This window comes from Actibacterium naphthalenivorans (genome assembly GCF_014196965.1).
GTDB classification, from domain to species: Bacteria; Pseudomonadota; Alphaproteobacteria; order Rhodobacterales; family Rhodobacteraceae; genus Actibacterium_A; species Actibacterium_A naphthalenivorans.
Genome location: NZ_JACIEQ010000002.1, coordinates 132,144 through 150,996, shown reverse-complemented (window position 1 = coordinate 150,996; position 18,853 = coordinate 132,144). Strand labels below are relative to the sequence as shown.

General features: G+C 65.4%; 13 protein-coding genes and 1 pseudogene. 7 read left to right on the top strand and 7 right to left on the bottom strand.

The annotated features are described in order from the left end of the window. Nucleotides 1–35: 35 nt before the first annotated feature. The 3 genes from GGR17_RS09080 to GGR17_RS09070 form a co-directional block, all read right to left on the bottom strand. Entirely contained in the window at nt 36–1,241 is a 1,206-nt protein-coding gene (locus tag GGR17_RS09080) for a class I SAM-dependent methyltransferase (RefSeq protein WP_054538725.1), read from the bottom strand. Further along, nucleotides 1,238–2,026: a heme-dependent oxidative N-demethylase family protein gene (locus tag GGR17_RS09075; protein ID WP_054538724.1), complete on the bottom strand. Its 789-nt coding sequence runs from the start codon at nt 2,024–2,026 to the stop codon at nt 1,238–1,240. Before GGR17_RS09075 ends, GGR17_RS09080 begins: the two co-directional genes overlap by 4 nt. An 81-nt stretch (nt 2,027–2,107) precedes the next feature. Beyond that, nucleotides 2,108–2,998 carry an endonuclease/exonuclease/phosphatase family protein gene (locus GGR17_RS09070; protein ID WP_082386577.1) on the bottom strand — a complete coding sequence of 297 codons (891 nt, stop codon included), beginning with the start codon at nt 2,996–2,998 and terminating at the stop codon, nt 2,108–2,110. 95 nt (nt 2,999–3,093) lie between these two features. Here GGR17_RS09070 and GGR17_RS09065 point away from each other — a divergent pair, with 95 nt between their 5' ends. Continuing rightward, nucleotides 3,094–4,308, top strand: coding sequence for a bifunctional alpha/beta hydrolase/OsmC family protein (locus GGR17_RS09065; protein ID WP_054538722.1), 1,215 nt, complete (start codon nt 3,094–3,096; stop codon nt 4,306–4,308). 140 nt (nt 4,309–4,448) lie between these two features. Here the strand turns inward: GGR17_RS09065 and GGR17_RS09060 are convergent, their stop codons facing one another. Further along, on the bottom strand, nt 4,449–5,048 hold the full coding sequence (locus GGR17_RS09060; protein ID WP_037210023.1) for a biotin transporter BioY: 600 nt from the start codon (nt 5,046–5,048) through the stop codon (nt 4,449–4,451). 64 nt (nt 5,049–5,112) lie between these two features. Next, complete coding sequence (locus GGR17_RS09055; RefSeq protein ID WP_054538721.1) at nt 5,113–5,529, bottom strand: DUF6314 family protein; 417 nt, start codon at nt 5,527–5,529, stop codon at nt 5,113–5,115. A 75-nt stretch (nt 5,530–5,604) separates the two neighbouring features. Here GGR17_RS09055 and purB point away from each other — a divergent pair, with 75 nt between their 5' ends. From purB to GGR17_RS09035, 4 genes are all read left to right on the top strand, one after another. Next, nucleotides 5,605–6,912 (top strand): adenylosuccinate lyase, encoded by a 1,308-nt coding sequence (gene purB / locus GGR17_RS09050; RefSeq protein ID WP_054538720.1) that lies wholly within the window; start codon nt 5,605–5,607, stop codon nt 6,910–6,912. Between the two features lie 87 nt (nt 6,913–6,999). After that, nucleotides 7,000–7,161, top strand: a complete 162-nt coding sequence (locus GGR17_RS09045) for a chitin-binding domain-containing protein (protein ID WP_173585960.1) — start codon at nt 7,000–7,002, stop codon at nt 7,159–7,161. Between the two features lie 93 nt (nt 7,162–7,254). Continuing rightward, a complete protein-coding gene (locus tag GGR17_RS09040; protein ID WP_255353414.1) occupies nt 7,255–8,298 on the top strand; it encodes a FliG C-terminal domain-containing protein in 1,044 nt (347 codons plus the stop codon). 113 nt (nt 8,299–8,411) lie between these two features. Next, nucleotides 8,412–9,341, top strand: coding sequence for a lysophospholipid acyltransferase family protein (locus GGR17_RS09035; protein WP_054538719.1), 930 nt, complete (start codon nt 8,412–8,414; stop codon nt 9,339–9,341). Between the two features lie 4 nt (nt 9,342–9,345). Here the strand turns inward: GGR17_RS09035 and GGR17_RS09030 are convergent, their stop codons facing one another. After that, nucleotides 9,346–10,053, bottom strand: a complete 708-nt coding sequence (locus tag GGR17_RS09030) for a DUF1223 domain-containing protein (protein WP_054538718.1) — start codon at nt 10,051–10,053, stop codon at nt 9,346–9,348. Nucleotides 10,054–10,288: 235 nt separating this feature from the next. Here GGR17_RS09030 and acnA point away from each other — a divergent pair, with 235 nt between their 5' ends. Next, entirely contained in the window at nt 10,289–13,042 is a 2,754-nt protein-coding gene (acnA, locus tag GGR17_RS09025) for an aconitate hydratase AcnA (RefSeq protein ID WP_054538717.1), read from the top strand. Between the two features lie 887 nt (nt 13,043–13,929). Further along, nucleotides 13,930–14,126: pseudogene (locus tag GGR17_RS09020) on the top strand (integrase core domain-containing protein); the annotation flags it as partial. A 70-nt stretch (nt 14,127–14,196) separates the two neighbouring features. Here GGR17_RS09020 and GGR17_RS09015 read toward each other — a convergent pair. After that, the gene (locus GGR17_RS09015; RefSeq protein ID WP_054538716.1) at nt 14,197–18,801 is read right to left on the bottom strand and encodes a VCBS domain-containing protein; all 4,605 of its coding nucleotides are present in this window, start codon (nt 18,799–18,801) and stop codon (nt 14,197–14,199) included. Nucleotides 18,802–18,853 lie beyond the last annotated feature (52 nt).

Genomic DNA, 18,853 nt, shown 5'->3' with positions numbered 1-18,853 from the left:
CAAAGGCGGGTTCCCGTTCGCGGGGGCCCGCCGGCTTATGCGGGCTGCGCGTAGAGCATCATGCCCCAGCCGCACAGCGCCCTGTCGATCACGCCCCAGCGCGCCGAAAAGGCGATCGGGTCCAGCCCGGCGCGCGCGCCGATGGCCGAAAGCGGGCGGCGCCCGTCGATCAGGCCGATCAGCGGCGCCGCGCTTTTCGGCACTGTCTCCACCCTTTTTTCGGCGCCGGCCGTCATCGTGATCTGCCCCTTGGCGGCCACCGCGCGGGCAAGCTGCGGGCCGGGAACGCCTTTCAGATGCGGCACCAGCGAACGGTCGCTTGCCCGTGCCTGCGCCACCGCGCCACGCCCTGCGGGCACCGCGTAGGCGATATGGGTCTTGATCGTTCCGCGCAGCTTTTCCGCCACATCCATCCGCGCGATCCGGCCCATGCTTTCGGGCGGCGCGATGCCGGGCGGCAGCAGGCGCGCCAGATCATAAAGCGCGGGCTGGTTGAAACTCACCAGATCCAGCCCGGCCCCCGACAGCGCCGCCGCAAGCTCGGCCACGGTGAACGGCCGATCCTGGCTGTGCAGCAGCAGATCATAGAACCCCGCGTCGCTTTGCTCGTGATCCACCAGGTGCGGGTTGCGGCGAAACGGGTGCCCCTCGGGCAGGCGTTCAAAGATCCGCCTGGCCCGCGCCAGCCGCTCTGCCGGCGGCAAGCCGGGCAGCACCGCGCCGAACGCCTCTTGCAACGGGTAGACCCCGCTGCGCCCGTAAGGCGCATAGACCATCAGCCCGATCCCGCCATCGGGCGCCAGCGCCGCCGCCAGCGCATCGAAACCGGCCTGCGGATCGGGCAGATGATGCAGCACGCCGCAACAGTCGATATAATCGAACGGGCCGTGATCTGCTGCGTCCAGCAGGCTGCCGGTGATGAAACGGATGCCGCTCAGTCCCCGTATCGCGGCGCGCGCCTCGGCCACCTTGCGCGCCGCGACGCTGAGATCGAGATAGGTGATCTCACACGGCCGCCCGGCCCGATCCATCAGCGCGGCAAGCTGGATCAGCCCGTCGCCCGTGCCGCCCCCCGCCACCAGCGCGCGCAACGGCTTGCGCCAGTCGCGCCGGCCGCCATAGATGAAATGATCGATCTCATGCGGATGCGAGGGCGAGCCGACGATCAGCCGCCGGCGTTCTTCCTCGGGATCACGTTCGGGATAGGGATAGGCCTCGTATTGCTCTTGAACGCCGTTCATCCCTGCGCCTCTCCGGCACCGGGCAGCGTGGCGCGCTGTTCCGGGCTCAGATCCTCGCGGCGCAGCACGTAGGTGTGGATGGAAAACACGATTGCCCCGGTTTCCGGCAGGCGCAGGATGCACTGCCGTTCCGACCGCACGAAGGGCGCGCTCCACTGCGCCCGCTGCCGCGGCGGCACCTCGGGGCGGGGCATGAACAGCGACGGGTCGTCATAGGGATGCGCATTTGCCCGCCACAGCACCCTGCCCGGCGGTACCGCGTCGAACATGCGCTGAACACGGGCGGCGATATTCGCGTCATAGGGCGCGACCGGCCGGTGGATGCGGCTGAGCGGGCGCATGAATTTCTCGGCCAGGGTCCATTCCGAGGGAAAACACAGGATCGCGCCGCTCAGGATATGTTCGCCTTCGCCGCCGGGCTGAAGGATACAGAAATCTTCCTGCACCAGCCGGCCGAGGGTCTGCATCGGCGCGGTACGGTCCAGCGGCACAAGCACGCCATCGGGCCGGGTGACGCCATCGGCCGCGATGCGGAACGCGGGCCGCGCGTCCAGATCGCCCAGCACCAGCTCCAGCAATTCCTCGCCCGCCTCCCGCGCCGATGGGTCAAGCGCGCAGACCGCCGCAGGCTGTTCCGCGATCAGCCTGTCGCGCTCGGCCATCTGGGCGGAATAGGCGTCATCCACCACCAGCCAGTCTTTGAAATCAAGCGGTTGCGTGCCCGGCAGCCGCGACAGGCGCGGGTCGGACCATGGGGTGTGCGGAAGGCTGCGCTGCAGGATCATCGGAACCGTCGTCTTTTGTGGATCGCGCCGATGCTAGGGAAGGCGGCGGCGAAGGGAAACCCCTCTCGCCCGGCGCCCCGGTCAGAGCGCGACATGCGCCACAAGGCCGCGATGATCAGACCCGAGCTTGCCGCGCAGCCGGTTCACCCCGCCGCCCGGCGCCAGCACATGGTCGATCGCGATGGGCATGAAATGAAACAGGTCATAAGAGCCGCGCACCGGCCCCGCGCGCGTGCCGTCCGTGGCCCGCGCCACCTGGCGCACCGTGTGCGACCACGGCACCATGTTGAAATCCCCCGCCACGATCACCGGCCCCTCCAGCCCGCGCAGCACCGGCAGCAGCCCGGCAAGCTGTTCGGCCTGCTCATGCGGCCAGGGCCAGTGAAGATGCATCGACACCAGCCAGACCGCTCCTTTCGGCGTGTTCAGCTGAAGGGCGGCCAGCCGCTGCGCACAGATCGCGCTGCCCGGAATCGCCGGAAAGCGCGATGCGAGCGCGACCCCGCTTTGGCCCGGTTCGGCGCAGTCAAGCTGTGTCGGCAACTGCTCCTTCAGCGAGGCCAGCACATGGCGGTTGCTGGGCACGGTTTCCTGCAGGGTCAGGAAATCCGGCGCCACGGCGGCGATATCCGCGATCTGGGCCTGACGGTCGGCGGGGCGGGCGTAAAGGTTCTTTTGATAAAGCGTGAAGTCATGGCCGGCCCCTGCGCGCAAATAGCTCTGAAGCACCGGCACCTCGGCCAGCGCCAGCAGCGCCAGCCCGGCCAGCGCCGCGCGGCGCAGGCCGCTCAGCCAGATCAGCGCGCACAGCAGCGCCGCCAGCCCGGCCAGCGGCAGCCGGAACACCGCCAGCGAATCCCCCAGCGGGTGCAGCGCCCCCGCGAAACTCAGCCCCAGCGTCACGAAAACCGCCGCCGCCAGCGCATAGATCATCACTCGCCCCATGCCGATAAGCCGCCTGTCCTGTCGCATTGCCTCACCTTGGCGTTATGGCATTGTCACAGCCCTTGCGACAGGGGGCATCGGGCCCCACTCTGCGCCGAAGCACAAACCGAAGGAGCGCCGTCATGCCGATGGAAAAGATCACGTTCGAAGGCCACAGCGGCGATGCGCTTGCGGCCCGGCTCGACCTGCCCGAGGGGCCGCACCTGGGCACCGCGCTCTTCGCCCATTGCTTCACCTGCGGCAAGGATATCCACGCCGCACGGCGAATCGCGCAGCGGCTGGCGGCGATGGGCATCGCCGTGCTGCGGTTCGATTTCACCGGGCTGGGCCACTCGGGCGGCGAGTTCGAAAATACCTCCTTCACCACCAATGTCGGCGATCTGATCGCCGCCGCCCGCTATCTGGAACGGCGCGGCATGGCGCCCGGCCTGCTGATCGGCCATTCGCTGGGCGGGGCGGCCGTGCTCCGGGCCGCCGGCAGCCTGGACAGCGTGAAAGCCGTGGCAACCCTGGGCGCCCCCTTCGATCCGGCCCATGTAACCCGCAATTTCGCCAGCGCCGACCCGCACCTGCACATCGACGGCTCGATCGAGATGCACCTGGGCGGGCGGCCGGTGCATATCGGCGCCGATTTCATCCGCGACGTGGCCGAAGCCCGGCTCGGCCCGGCCATCGCCGGGCTGAAACGGGCGCTTCTGGTGATGCACGCCCCGCGCGATCAGGTCGTGGGCATCGACAACGCCACCCAGATCTTCGCCACCGCCAAACATCCCAAAAGCTTCGTCACGCTCGACGATGCCGACCACCTGATATCGGCCCCCGACGATGCCGAATACGCGGCCGAGGTGATCGCCGCCTGGTCGCGCCGCTACCTGGCCCTGACCCCGCCGCCGCCGCCGCCCGGCGCGCCCGAAGGCATCGTGCGCGTCTCCGAATCCGATCCCGCCGGCTTCCTGCAGGATGTGCAGAACGGCCCCTTCCACCACATGCTGGCCGACGAGCCCAAGGCCTATGGCGGCACCAACAGGGGCATGTCGCCCTACGGCTTTCTGGCCGCCGGGCTGGGCGCCTGCACCTCGATGACGATCCGCATGTATGCCCGCCGCAAGGGCTGGCCGCTGACACATGTGCGCGTCGACGTGACCCACGACAAGGTCCACGCCCAGGACGCCGAGCATGGCGCCGACCACAAGATCGACCGTTTCACCCGCGAGATCGTCCTGGAAGGCACGCTGGACGACGCTCAGCGCGCACGCCTGCTGGAGATTGCCGACAAATGCCCGGTGCACCAGACGATGGAACGGCGCAGCATGGTCGAAACCCGGCTGATGGCCTGAGCGGCGGCAGGGCAAACCGGCGCCCTGTTTCTTTTCCGTCCCAATATCCCCGCCGGAGGCAAAACCGCCCGAAGGGCGCAAAAGAAACGAGGCGCAGCCATCGGCTGCGCCTCGCATTCAGATCAGATCCGGCAGTAGGATCAGCCGCGGGCCTTGCCCACCAGCTTCCACACGCCCGGCACGATCAGCGCCGCCAGAACCAGCTTCAGCCCGTCACCGATCAGGAAGGGCGTCAGACCCCACGCCAGGATCGGCTTGTCCCAGCCGTAAAGCTGGCCCAGCCACAGCAGGCCCGGCACGTAGATCAGCGCATTGCCGATCAGCAGCGCCAGCGCCATGCCCGAAACCGAACGGTCCATGCCGCGCCGCGCGGCGATGCCCAGGGCAACCGTGGCCAGCACATAGCCCAGCAGGTAGCCGCCGGTGCCGCCCATCATGTATTCCAGCCCGTTCTTCTCGGCTGTGGACGAGGCGAAAACGTCAAACCCCAGCGCGCCGATGGCCATGTAGCCCAGGATCGTCGCCAGACCCAGACGCGGGCCATAGGCCGCGCCCACGGTCAGAACCGCGAAGGTGCCCATGGTCACCGGTACCGGCCACATCGGCACCTTGATCTGGGCGCAGATCGTCAGCACCGCGATGCCCAGCACCACCAGAACCGCCTGTTTCACCCGCAGGGCCATGCCCTCGCTCGCGCCGATCGTCTCGACCAGCACCCTGTCCGTCGTTGCAGTCGTCATTTTCAAGTCGCCTCCTGTTCCCGTTTCGCGCGGTTTTGCCCCAGCGGCGGCACACGCGCAAGCCTCAATCACCAGGCCGCCGGTAGGTACTGCGCATGACATAGTCCTTGCGCGGGCCCGTCACCCGCCAGAGTGTGCGCCACCGCGGCCAGTCTGAAAAGTCATATCGCACCTGATAAAGATCGGGGCCGCAATGATGCGTCGCCTGCTCACTTCCTGTACTGCCGAAGCCGTGAAACGGGCGCCCGTCGTCGAAGAACACCGCGATCCCCGCCGCCTCGGCGCGCCACAGATAGCGCCGGGTGGCGGCCATGGGCGGCTGTCCCGGCAGATGCAGCACGCCCTCTTCGTCATAGATCAGCCCGTCGGCACCCGGCGCGAACCGGGCCCGCCCGTCGAACCGCCCCGCGGCACCGGCCAGCGCGTCGCTGATCTGCCGCTCCAGCAGCCAGTCACCTTCGAATGCCGCAAGCTCCGGCATGCCTTCCCTCCCTTGCCGCTTTGCCCGCCCGGGGTTATGACGGCCCCGATCCCGCAACACAAGCAAGGCCCGCCGATGATCCCCCGCTATTCCCGCCCCGAGATGGTCGCCATCTGGTCGCCCGAGACCAAGTTCCGCATCTGGTATGAGATCGAGGCCCATGCCTGCGACGCACTGGCCGCCCTCGGCACCATCCCCAAGGAAAACGCCGAAGCGGTGTGGAAGGCCAGGGACGTGGAATTCGACGTGGCCCGGATCGACGAGATCGAGGCCGTGACCAAGCATGACGTCATCGCCTTCCTGACCCATCTGGCCGAGATCATCGGCAATGACGAGGCCCGCTTCGTGCATCAGGGCATGACCAGCTCGGATGTGCTCGACACCTGTTTCAACGTCCAGCTCGTGCGCGCCGCCGACATCCTGATCGCCGATATGGACAAGCTGCTCGAGGCGCTGAAGCGCCGCGCCTATGAACATAAGGATACGGTGCGCATCGGCCGCAGCCACGGCATCCATGCCGAGCCCACCACCATGGGCCTGACCTTCGCCCGCTTCCATGCCGAGATGCAGCGCAACCGGAACCGGCTGGAAAAGGCGCGGTTCGAAATCGCCACCGGCGCGATCTCGGGCGCGGTCGGCACCTTCGCCAATATCGACCCTGCGGTCGAGGCGCATGTCTGCGAAAAGCTGGGCCTGGTGCCCGAACCGATCAGCACCCAGGTGATCCCGCGTGACCGCCACGCGGCCTTCTTCGCCGCCCTCGGCGTGGTCGCCAGCAGCATCGAGAATGTCGCGATCGAGATTCGCCACATGCAGCGCACCGAAGTGCTCGAGGCCGAGGAATTCTTTTCCGCCGGGCAAAAGGGCAGCTCGGCCATGCCGCACAAGCGCAACCCGGTGCTGACCGAAAACCTGACCGGCCTGGCCCGGCTGGTGCGCATGGCGGTGGTTCCGGCGATGGAGAACGTGGCGCTCTGGCACGAGCGTGACATTTCCCACAGCTCGGTCGAGCGCAACATCGGCCCCGACACCACGATCACGCTGGATTTCGCACTGGCCCGGCTGACCTCGGTGATCGACAAGCTGGTGGTCTATCCCGAGAACATGCTGGCCAACATGAACAAGTTCCGCGGGCTGGTGATGTCGCAGCGGGTGCTGCTGGCGCTGACCCAGGCCGGCGTCAGCCGCGAGGATGCCTACAAGCTGGTGCAGCGCAACGCGATGAAGGTCTGGGAGGAAGGCAAGGATTTCAAGACCGAACTGCTGGCCGACCCGGATGTCACCGCCGCCCTCAGCCCCGCCGAAATCGAGGAAAAATTCGATCTTGGCTATCATACCAAGCATGTCGACACGATCTTTGCCCGGGTTTTCGGCGAAAGCTGACCGGCGCGCGCCGGTTCTGCAATCGCCGTTTCGGGATTCGCGCGTGGCGTGATACCCTTTGGGCATTGCAGAACCGGGAGACGTGACATGACTCTCAAGACCCTTTTCGTAACCGCAATACTTGCCTTGGCGCCCGCCCTTGCTTCGGCGGAATGCCAGTGGAAACACGAAACCACCGCCAGCCAATGCGCCGAAGGCCAGGTGTTCGACGCCCAAACCGGCACCTGCGTCGCGCAGACCACAAGCTGACGTCCGGCATAATCTTCATGGGCCGCGCTGACGTATAAACCGCGCCTTAACTCCTTCGCGTCCAGTCTGCCCCGGACGTGAAGGAGAACCCGCGTGACACTCGCCCTGCCCCATGCCCCGGCACCGCCGGCGCCCCCGCCCGTGTTATTCAGCCGACGGCGCAAGGCCGCCATCATCGTGCGCCTGCTGCTCAGCGAAGGGGCGCGCCTGCCGCTCGATACGCTGCCCGACGATCTGCAAGCGGCGCTGACCGCCGAGATCGCCGCGATGCGCTATATCGACGGTGAAACCCTGCGTGCCGTCGTCGGCGAGTTCCTGACAGAGATGGAGCGGGTGGGCCTGACCTTTCCCGGCGGGGTTGACGGGGCGTTGTCGCTGCTCGACGGGCATATCAGCGAAACCGCCGCCGCTGGCCTGCGCGCGGCCAGCGGCGAACATCCCGCCGATCCGTGGAAAACCATCGCCGCGCTGGAGACCGAGACGCTGATCCCGATGGTTCAGGCCGAAAGCACCGAGGTGGCGGCGGTGCTGCTGTCGAAACTGGCGACGGTGAAGGCGGCCGAGATTCTGGGGAAACTGCCGGGCGCGCAGGCCCGGCGCATCGCCTGCGCGATTTCGCTGACCGGGCAGGTCGGGCCGGAAACGGTCGCACGCATCGGCCAGACGCTGGTGGAGCAGATCGCCAGCGCGCCGCCGCCAGCCTTCGACACGCCCGCGGCGGCGCGGATCGGGGCAATCCTCAATGTCTCGCCCGCCGCGACGCGCGATGATCTTCTGGCGGGCCTCGAGGAATCCGATGCCGCCTTCGCCGAAACCGTGCGCAAGGCGATTTTCACCTTTCAGGACATCCCCGCCCGGATCGCCCCGCGCGACATTCCGGCCGTCACGCGCAGCGTGCCGGAGGCCGCGCTTGTCACCGCACTGGCGGCGGCGCTGGCCACGGATGCGGAGGTGGCAGAGTTCATCCTCGGCAACATGTCCAAACGCCTGGCGGATCAGCTGCGCGAACGGGCCGGAGAGATCGGCCCGGTCCGCCCGAAAGAGGCCGACGCCGCGATGGGCGAGGTCGTCATGGCGATCCGCGCCCTGCAGGAGACCGGCGAGATCACGCTCATCATCCCCGATGAAGACCCGTGACAGCCCCCTGCCGCGCCCGGCTTTCGGGCCGCGCTTGCGATCGGCGCGCGTGGAATCTATGTCTGGCGCCGCAAGACCCGCGCGGCGGGGGAAACGGACAGCAAAGGGTTCCCATGGCAAAGACGCGCAAACCCGGCACCCGCTTCGGCGACTGGCTGAGCGACCGCATCCTGCGCGGGCTGATCGGCCTTGCCCTGGCCCTGCCCTATGCCACGCGGGTGCGGCTGATGGGCTGGATCACCGCGCGCATCATCGCGCCGCTGGCCGGATATGACGCGCGGGTGCGCGCCAATCTGGCCCATGTCATGCCCGACCTGCCCGAGGCCGAGGTGCGCCGCCTGGTGCGGCAGGTGCCCGACAATGTCGGGCGCACCGTCATCGAGATCTACTCGGGCCAGCAGTTCATCGACCGGATCAAGGATCTGCCGCTGAAGGGCGCGGGCGTCGCGGCGCTGGAACAGGCGCGCGCCGACAAACGGCCGGCGGTTCTGGTCAGCGGGCATTTCGGCAATTTCGACGTGCCGCGCGCCGCCCTGACCGGGCGGGGATACCCCATCGGCTCGCTCTACAACCCGATGAAGAACGTCTTTTTCAACGCCCATTACGAAAAGGCCATCGCCACCATGGGCGAGCCGCTGTTCCCGCGCGGGCGCAAGGGCTATGGCCAGATGCTGCGCTTTCTGAAGGGCGGCGGCATGATCGGCATCATGGTGGATCAGTTCATGGGCCACGGCGCACCGCTGAACTTTTTCGGCCAGCCCGCGCCCACCGCGCTTTCCGCCGCCGAGCTGGCGCTGAAATACGACGCGCTTCTGATACCGATCTACGGCGTGCGGCAGCCCGACGGGCTGAACTTCGAGATCGTGGTGGAATCCCCGATCCCGCATAGCGACGCGATGACCATGACCCAGGCGCTGAACGACAGCCTCGAGGCGCAGACGCGCAAGCATATGGAACAATGGTTCTGGGTCCACCGCCGCTGGAAACCCGCGCGCCAGGCCAGAATGGCCGAAGAGCGGAGCCGCGCGGGACGCGGCGAATAGGCCCTTAGCGCAGCCGCGCAGCCGCGATGATCGGGCCGGCGCCGGTTTCCTGCAGGATCGCCACCACCGGCGCGTCATCGGCCATTTCGAACCGCATCGCCAGCGGCGTGCGCCCGTCCCACCGGGCGACCGGCGTCAGGCTGGTGACGATATTGGAATAACGCACCGTCCGGCCCGCGTTTTCGCCGCGCGTGATCGCCACCGTCTTTTCGGGGATATAGCTGACAAGCTGCAGCACCACTTCCTTGTCCAGCGGCCGCTCGCTGGCCGCCTGGACGATCAGCCCGCCGCCGTCCCGCCGGAGCCGCAGCGTCACGGGCCGGGCCGCCGCGCGGTGGGCCTGGATCAGATCGGCCAGATCCATCGGGCGATAGCCCATCAGATGGTCTGCCCCGCCCACGATCATCTGCGGGGTATAGATGGTGCGGCTTCCCGCCGCCCGCGCATAGGCTTTCTGACGGTTGGTGAAGGCCGGAGAGGCGAACTTGTCTTTCCAGCCGATGTAATCCCAGTAATCCACATGCAGGGCCAGAGCGATGATATCTTCGCGTTTCGACAGTTCACCCAGCAGCGCATCCGCCGGCGGGCAGGACGAACAGCCCTGCGAGGTGAACAGCTCGATCACCACGGGCGCGTCTGACTCGGCCCTCAGCGGCCCGGCCAATATCAGACACAGCGCACAGGCTGCGCGAAAGATGCGGCTCATTCGCATGGTTCCCCTTGTTCCCGTCTTATTCCCGTCGTCCCGTCGCGGCCCTTCCTATGACACGGGCCGCTCGCATACCAATCAAGGTTTCGAGAGTGTCACGAAGGGCGGTTTTTACGCAACGCCGCATCTTTGTGTGCAATGGTATACAAAAAAATCGCGCAACCACTTGATTGCCGCTTCGGGATCAGGCAAGAGCAAGACAATCCAGAACCTCCGTATCACCTGAGGGAGCCAGACCATGCCCATTACCGTCGGACAAGACACATCCAAAACCCGCCGCACGCTCAGCGTCGGCGCGCAGAGCGTTGCCTATTACTCGATCCCCGCGGCCGAAGCCGCCGGGCTCGGCGATTTCTCCAAACTTCCGGCCGCGCTGAAAGTGGTGCTGGAAAACATGCTGCGCTTCGAGGATGGCGGCTTCACCGTTTCGGTGGACGACATCAAGGCGTTCTCGGACTGGGCCGCCAAGGGCGGCAAGAACCCGCGCGAGATCGCCTATCGCCCGGCCCGCGTGCTGATGCAGGATTTCACCGGCGTGCCGGCGGTGGTCGATCTGGCAGCGATGCGCGACGGGATTGTGGCGCTTGGCGGTGATGCCCAGCAGATCAACCCGCTGAACCCGGTGGATCTGGTCATCGACCACTCGGTGATGATCGACGAGTTCGGCAACCCGCGCGCCTTCCAGATGAACGTGGACCGCGAATATGAGCGCAACATGGAGCGGTACGTCTTTCTGAAATGGGGTCAGAAGGCGTTCAACAACTTCCGCGTGGTGCCGCCCGGTACCGGCATCTGCCATCAGGTGAACCTGGAATACCTGGCCCAGACCGTCTGGACCGATACCGATCAGGCCGGCGAGACCGTCGCCTATCCCGATACGCTGGTCGGCACCGACAGCCACACCACCATGGTCAACGGCCTGGCGGTTCTGGGCTGGGGTGTCGGCGGGATCGAGGCCGAGGCCGCGATGCTGGGCCAGCCGATCTCGATGCTGATCCCCGAGGTCGTCGGCTTCAAGCTCACCGGCGCGATGGTCGAGGGCACCACCGCCACCGACCTGGTGCTGAAGGTAGTCGAGATGCTGCGCGTCAAGGGCGTGGTCGGCAAGTTCGTCGAATTCTACGGCGAGGGGCTGGATCACCTGCCGCTGGCCGACCGGGCCACGATCGCCAACATGGCCCCCGAATACGGCGCCACCTGCGGCTTCTTCCCGATCGACAATGAAACCCTGCGCTATCTGCGCCAGACCGGCCGCGACGAAGACCGCATCGCGCTGGTCGAGGCCTATGCCAAGGAAAACGGGTTCTGGCGCGGCGCCGATTACGCGCCGGTCTATACCGATACGCTGGAGCTTGACATGGGCACCATCGTGCCCGCCATCTCGGGCCCGAAACGGCCGCAGGATTACACCCCGCTGGACAAGGCCGCCCAGGGCTTTTTCAAGGTCGTGTCGGAATACCGTGGCGAGGATGACAGCAACGACGCCCATGACATGCTGAACGAGGCCCCCGCCCCCGACACCATGGTGGACCCGCGCAAATCGGTAAAGGTGAAGGGCGAGGATTACGAGCTGCGCGACGGTTCCGTCGTGATCGCATCTATCACGTCGTGCACCAACACCTCTAACCCCTATGTGATGATCGGCGCCGGCCTTGTGGCACGCAAGGCGCGCGCACTTGGCCTGACGCGCAAGCCCTGGGTGAAAACCTCTCTCGCACCCGGTTCTCAGGTCGTCAGCGAATACCTGGAGGCCGCCGGCCTGCAGGAGGATCTGGACGCGCTCGGGTTCAACCTGGTGGGCTATGGCTGCACCACCTGCATCGGCAATTCCGGCCCGATCCAGAAGGAACTGTCGGAAGCGATCGCCGAGGGCGATCTGGTTGCCACCTCGGTGCTGTCGGGCAACCGCAACTTCGAAGGCCGGATCTCGCCCGACGTGCGCGCCAACTATCTGGCCTCGCCGCCGCTGGTCGTGGCCTATGCCATCGCCGGTGACATGAACATCGACCTGACCAACGACCATCTCGGCATCGACAAGGACGGCAACCCGGTGTTCCTGAAGGACATCTGGCCGACCAACGCCGAGATCGCCGAACTGGTCGAGAAGACCGTGACGCGCGAGGCGTTCATGTCGAAATATGCCGACGTGTTCAAAGGCGACGAGAAATGGCAGGCGGTGGAAACCACCGACAGCCAGACCTACGACTGGCCGCCGCAATCGACCTATGTGCAGAACCCGCCCTATTTCCGGGGCATGAGCGCCGAGGCCGGCACGATCTCCGACATCAGCGGCGCCAAGGTTCTGGCCATTCTGGGCGACATGGTCACCACCGATCACATCAGCCCGGCCGGGTCGTTCAAGGAAACCACGCCCGCCGGCAAATACCTGACCGAGCGCCAGGTCGCCCCGCGCGACTTCAACTCCTACGGCTCGCGCCGCGGCAACCACGAGGTGATGATGCGCGGCACCTTCGCCAACATCCGCATCCGGAACGAGATGCTGGACGGGGTCGAGGGCGGCTACACCAAAGGCCCCGATGGCGCCGAAACCTCTATCTTCGACGCTTCGATGGCCTATCAGGAGGCGGGCACGCCGCTGGTGATCTTCGCCGGCGAGCAATATGGCGCGGGCTCTTCGCGCGACTGGGCGGCCAAGGGCACGGCCCTGCTGGGCGTCAAGGCGGTGATCGCCGAATCGTTCGAACGTATCCACCGCTCCAACCTGGTTGGCATGGGCGTGATCCCGTTCGAGCTCACCGGCGGCGACACACGCAAATCGCTGGGCCTGAAGGGGGATGAAACCATCGCCATTTCCGGGCTGGCGGGTGATCTGAAGCCGCTGTCGGAGGTGCCCTGCACCATCACCTATGCCGACGGGACCGTGAAGGTGATCCAGCTCAAATGCCGGATCGATACCGAGGTCGAGATCGAATATGTCGAAAACGGCGGTGTGCTGCATTACGTGCTGCGCAATCTCGCCAAGGCCTCATAAGCGAAGCCGCCACCGACGCAGTGAAAAGCCCCGGCCATTGGTCCGGGGCTTTTTTGTGGCCGCAAGGGCGATGCTGCGCCTGCGAGATTCGCTGGCGCCGCCGCGTGAACAATGCGGATGCGAGCCCGCCACTGTCACGCACCGCCCCCCTCTCGGCCCCGCAATCCGGCCCAAAGGCGCGGTTTTCTTGTCGGGCAACGCGAACTATGGCCTATTCGCGGCACGAATGTGTTTACCGGCCAGGTTTCGGCCAGGGGGCTATCAGTTCATGAAGATATTTTTTCAGACGGCCGCAATTACGGCCGGCGCCACAGCTTTCATTTCCCCGAGCAGCGCGTCAGGCCGGGCCGTGAAACACGAGTAACGGGCCGTTCACCCTTGCGGTCTATACAGACACGCGGCTGTGCCCTTGGAAACCACCTGTTTCCGAAGGGCAGAGCCGAAACCGGATAGGAGCATCAGCATGCACACCACACGAATGAACAGCTTTCTGACCATGCCGATGTTCGAGTTTCTGGCCTTCACCGCCTTCATCCTGCTGCTGTCGGGCAGCTAGGGGGTTTACCCCCTGGTTTGTCACGAGGTGGCGCAAGCGGCCGACGATTGAGGATATGAAGACGGGTCCGAAGGAGCTGCGGCCACTGTACTGTAGAAAACCGAGGACGCGATTGCCCCCGCGTTCAGGCGCCATAGGCGTCTACCGCTGGACGATTGTCTCGGTGCCCTCGCACCGGCGATCCCTCAAAGGCTGACCCGCGTACGCCTCCCAGGTCCATACCAGTCTCACGGATAACGGCATCCAGTTTGTCGGGCGGCACCGGAACCGGAACACGATTTATTCTCAGCCCATGCGCTTTGATATGATCTGTGAAGCGAACGGGATCAAGCCCCGTCCAACAAAGCCCCCCTTTGATCCACGGCCAGGTCGAGCGCATGAGCCGAACGATCAAGAAGGCGGCCGTCAAGCGCTACCCCTACGACATGCATTCACAGCTTGAAATGCACCTGAGCGACTTCATCGCGGCTTACAACTACGCGCGACGTCTGAAGACGGTGCAGGGCCGCACGCCCTTCGAAGACATCCGCAAAATCCGGACAAACGAGCCAGATTGCGTCAACGTCAATCCAGCCGACCTCACATTGCGACCGAACACCTAGGCGAAGAGCTCAAACGGATCCAGCCCCAGGTATGACAGCGCGATCTGCCCGTCCGACACCCCGTCTGCGGCATCGAATTCCGCCAAAGATGCCGCCCCGCCATAGATCAGATAGCTTTCCCCTGCGGCAATCCCGCTGCTGATCGTTCCCCCATATGCACCGATGAGGATGTCACTGATGCCGTCGCCGTTCACATCGCCCGCCGAAGAAACCGAGCCGCCCGAATAGCCGACGGCGTCGCCGCCCTTGAAGATGAAACCATCTTTGCCGTCGAGATCGGCGACATCGACGACCCCGTTGAACCCGTCACCCGTTCCGAAGATCACGAAGGCCTCGCCCGCACGGGATACGCCATCGGGGCTGGCCGTGCTCGCGCTGATCAGAAGGTCGTCGATACCGTCGCCGTTCACATCCCCGGCAGACGCGACGGACTGGCCGAGGTCTGCGGTGCCCCTGTCGTTCCCGATCACGAAGCCGCTGCTTGCGTCGAGTCTGTTGAGATCGACTGTCGCGGCGAAGCCCTGCGCGCTGCCAAAGACCACATAGGCCAGGCCCCCCGGGCTCGTCCCCGACAGGCTGGTCCTGTCGTCGACGATGACGAGATCATCAATCCCGTCGCCATTCATATCCCCGGCGGAAGACACCGCGCTTCCCGATCGCGTCCAGGCGCCGGAACTGTGGGTGACGGCAAAACCATCGGTCCCGTCCAGGCTGGCGAGATCGAGGGTTGCACTGCGCGCCCCGTACGTTCCGAAAACGACATAGCTCTTTCCGACATAGCTGCGCCCATCCACATCGGTGTTGCTGGCGCCGATGATAAGATCATCGATCCCGTCGCCGTTCACATCGCCGGCGGAGGAAACGGAACCGCCCATGTTGTCTCCCGCGGCGGCGCCGGTCAGGGTAAAGCCGTCGGTGCCATCAAGCGCGCCGAGGTTGATGCCGGCCCCGAAATTCGTGTCTGATCCGAACACCACATAGGCGCCGCCGCCAGGCTGGACGCCTGGGGCACCGACAACGATATCATCTATCCCGTCGCCGTTTACATCCCCCGCCGCGGAAACGGAGATGCCCGATATGCCGCTGTAGCTGCTGCCGGTCAGGGCAACGCCGTCGGTCCCGTCAAGCGCCCCAAGGTCGATGCTGGCGCCGAAGCCTGACGTCGAGCCGAAAACAACATAGGTCTTTCCGGCATCGCTCTGGCGTCCAACATCGGCCCCCCAGGCGCCGATGAGAATATCGTTGATCCCGTCGCCGTTCACATCGCCGGCAGAGGCGACGGAATAGCCCGACCTGTCGCCGCTTTCCTCCCCCGTCAGGACAAAGCCGTTCGTCCCGTCAAGCGCGCCGAGATCGACCGACGCCCCATGGCCATCGCGTGTTCCGAAGACGACATAGCTCATCCCGGCCGTGCTTTTGCCATCGGGATCGGCGGAATAGGCGCCGATGACGATGTCGTCCATACCGTCGCCATTCACATCCCCGGCGGAAGAAACGGCGCTTCCTGTCGCGTCATCCACCCCGGCGCCTTCCAGGTTCGTACCGTAAACCGCGGGATCGACGATGTCGTTCGCGCCTTTGACGGTGAAGGTGATCGTATTCCGGGCCGCCCGGCCATGACCGTCCGTTGCATAGAGGCCGACTTGAACCTCACGGTTTTCACCATCGTGGAGATCCTGGAAGTCCAGCCCCGGGTCGAAGGTGAGCATGGTTCCATCAATCGAAATGCTGCCTTCGGACGGCCCGACCAGATTGGAATAGGTGAGCGTGCTGCCGTCATCGTCGGTGTCCACATCATCGGCCAGCGTGGCGAGGTCGAGCGTGACCGCGGCACCGTCTTCCATTGCGACAAGCGTGGCATCGGCGAAGGTCGGGGCATCGTTTGTCCCACTGATCTCGATGCTGAGCGTGGAGGTGGCCGCGCCGGTTTTGTCGGCGATGGTGTAGGGAACCGTTTGAATCACGGTTTCCCCCTCGGCCAACGCCTGCGTGGCGAGCAGCGTGTAATCCATGGTGTAGGTATAGCTGCCATCGGAGCCGACCCGGAAAACGCCGTATTGGTCGTGGATGGCGGTCCCGACCTTGCCGGATTCGCCCGCCACCGCCGTCAACGCCAGCGGATCGAGCGGATCGGCCGCGGTGTCATTGGCGAGCAGATTGCCCGAAACCGCATCACCCGCCAGCACCGAGACCCGATCGGTCGCCGCTGTCAGCCCGTCGGGTGCGACAACGAGATTGACTTCCTCCATCTCCGCAAGCGTCAGATCAAGGGTCTCGAAGGTGAAGGTCAGCGCGCCGCCATTGCGCTCCAGGTGAAATTCGTAGTTGGCATATTCCTGCTGAAAATCACTGTTCGCAGCCAGATCCGCATCGACGAAGAGGCGGACGGTATCATAGCCATCCCCGCCGCTGTAGCTGTCGCCGGACAGAAGGCTGTCGGCCGACGTCCAGATGAAGAGATCATCCCCCGCGCCGCCGTCAAGCATATCAGAGCCGCGCCCGCCGATGAGCCCGTCATTCCCGGCGCCGCCCAGAAGGATATCATCCCCCGCCCCGCCCAAAAGCCTGTCATCGCCGTCGCCGCCATCGATCGTATCGGCCCCGGCGCCGCCATCGGCCCGGTCCTTGCCGGCACCGCCAGACAAGGTATCGGTGCCTTTGCCACCCGAAAGCCTGTCGTTGCCGCCATCGCCGCTGAGCGTATCGCCGCCACCGCCGCCCTTGAGCGTATCGCCGCCCGCACCGCCCGCGAGATCGTCCTTGTTTGCGCCGCCGTCGAGCCTGTCTCTGCCGGCACCGCCGATGAGGGTATCGGCACCCGCGCCGCCAGCAAGGGTATCCGCCGACGTGCCGCCATCAAGATGATCGCCACCCGCGCCGCCGTTCAGCTTGTCGTTGCCGCCGCCGCCCAGCAGCCGATCCGCGCCGGCGCCGCCCGAAAGCGTATCGCCGCCTTTGCCGCCGTTGAGCATATCGGCGCCCCTACCGCCGTCGAGCTTGTCATTGCCGGCATCGCCAAACAACTGGTCGTCGCCGTCATTCCCGAGCAGCCGGTCGTTTCCCGACCCGCCCGAAAGCTTGTCATTGCCGCCGCCACCCTTGATCGTGTCTTTGCCGCCGTTGCCCGACACATCGTCCGCGCCGCCCTGGCCGAGCAAACTGTCCGCGCCGCCGCCCCCCGCGATCTCGTCATTGCCGCCGCGGCCCCTGACGGTGTCATCGCCCTTGCCCAGCTGCAGCAGGTCCTCTTTGGCCGAGCCTGAAATCGTCTTGTCGCGTGTGCCGTCGTAAATCCTGACCTTGCCGGAATATTGCACCAGCTCGATCTCGTAGGGCCCGTACTCGTTGCCGAAGGTCGCCTCGACCGCCACCAACATGGCTTCGGTCTGGTCGGCTTCGTAGATCAGGAAATCACGGCGGGGGGTAACGACAAGCCCGCCGGTATCGAGATACAGGCTCAGGTCGAGCGATGTGAGATCTTCTGACAGCGATTTCGACGTGATGACATAGGTATAGCCTTCGACAACCCCGCCTTCGATCGCGAACCAATCCTCTTCGCCGAATATGTTCGCCCAGGCCTCGGGGTCCGGTTCCTCGATATGTCCGCTCTGCTGACCGGGGCGCCCGATGGTGTCAGGCGTCAGCGCATTGCCGCCGTGATCATCCGCCGGCGTGACCCAGACGGTATAGGCGCCGGTATCGCGCTTGTCGGTAAGCCTGTTCACCGCCCCCTGCACGGTGATTGCCACGTCGACTTCCTCGCCCGGCGTCCAACTGTCCTGCCAGGACAGCGAAACCCCCGCCGTCGCGACACCGCCTTCGGTGGAATCGCCCAGCAATTCGTAGTGGCCGGAATTGAGCCAAAGCCCGCTGGCAAGATTTACGTCAACATCGATGAAACTGAGCGGATCGCTGATTTCGACCCCCTCGGCGGTGGCGACATGGATGTCATACACAAAGCCCGCGCGCAGGGCGATGTTGAAGACATCCTTGTCTTCGGAAGTTTCGATCACGCCCGAAAACACCTGATCGGGCGAGGTCAGCGAGGCGGTGAGTTCTTTGTCGAACTGCGCACCGGTCGCCACGTCATCGCCCCAGTCATCAACGATGAAATCCGTCCCGTCCCCTTCGACGACGGTGACCTGGTAGGTATAGGTCTTGTTCTCGTCAATCGTATGGGCCCCGTAATAGGGCTCGAACGCCCAGACGGGCGCGACATACCAGCCCGAGAGATCCGCAGGATCATACAGGAGGTTGAGCGGGCTGTCCGCATCCACGGTCTCGAGGGTGACGCGCGTGTAGTAATCCGCGTAGACCTGATCGTAAGCCGCGATCTGAACGGCCCCATCCCCGGCATGGGTATCCGCCCCCGCCGGCCAGCTGACCCCGATCGGCGCAAAGGCGGTGGACTCGACGTCCAGCGTACCCAGCGCCGTGGAAAGTGCCTCATCCGTTGTCGTCACGATGATCGTGTAGACGGAATTGTACTCCGCCCAGAAAGAGATCCAGCCGCCGAGATCCGCTCCTGTGGAGGTGACCGTGTAGGTCATGCCAACACTCAGAACGGTTGGGTTGGAATAGCTGTCCACCAAATCATACATCGCACGCGCGCCCTGTTGCATCCGTCTCGACCCGCTCAGGCACGCCGCCTCC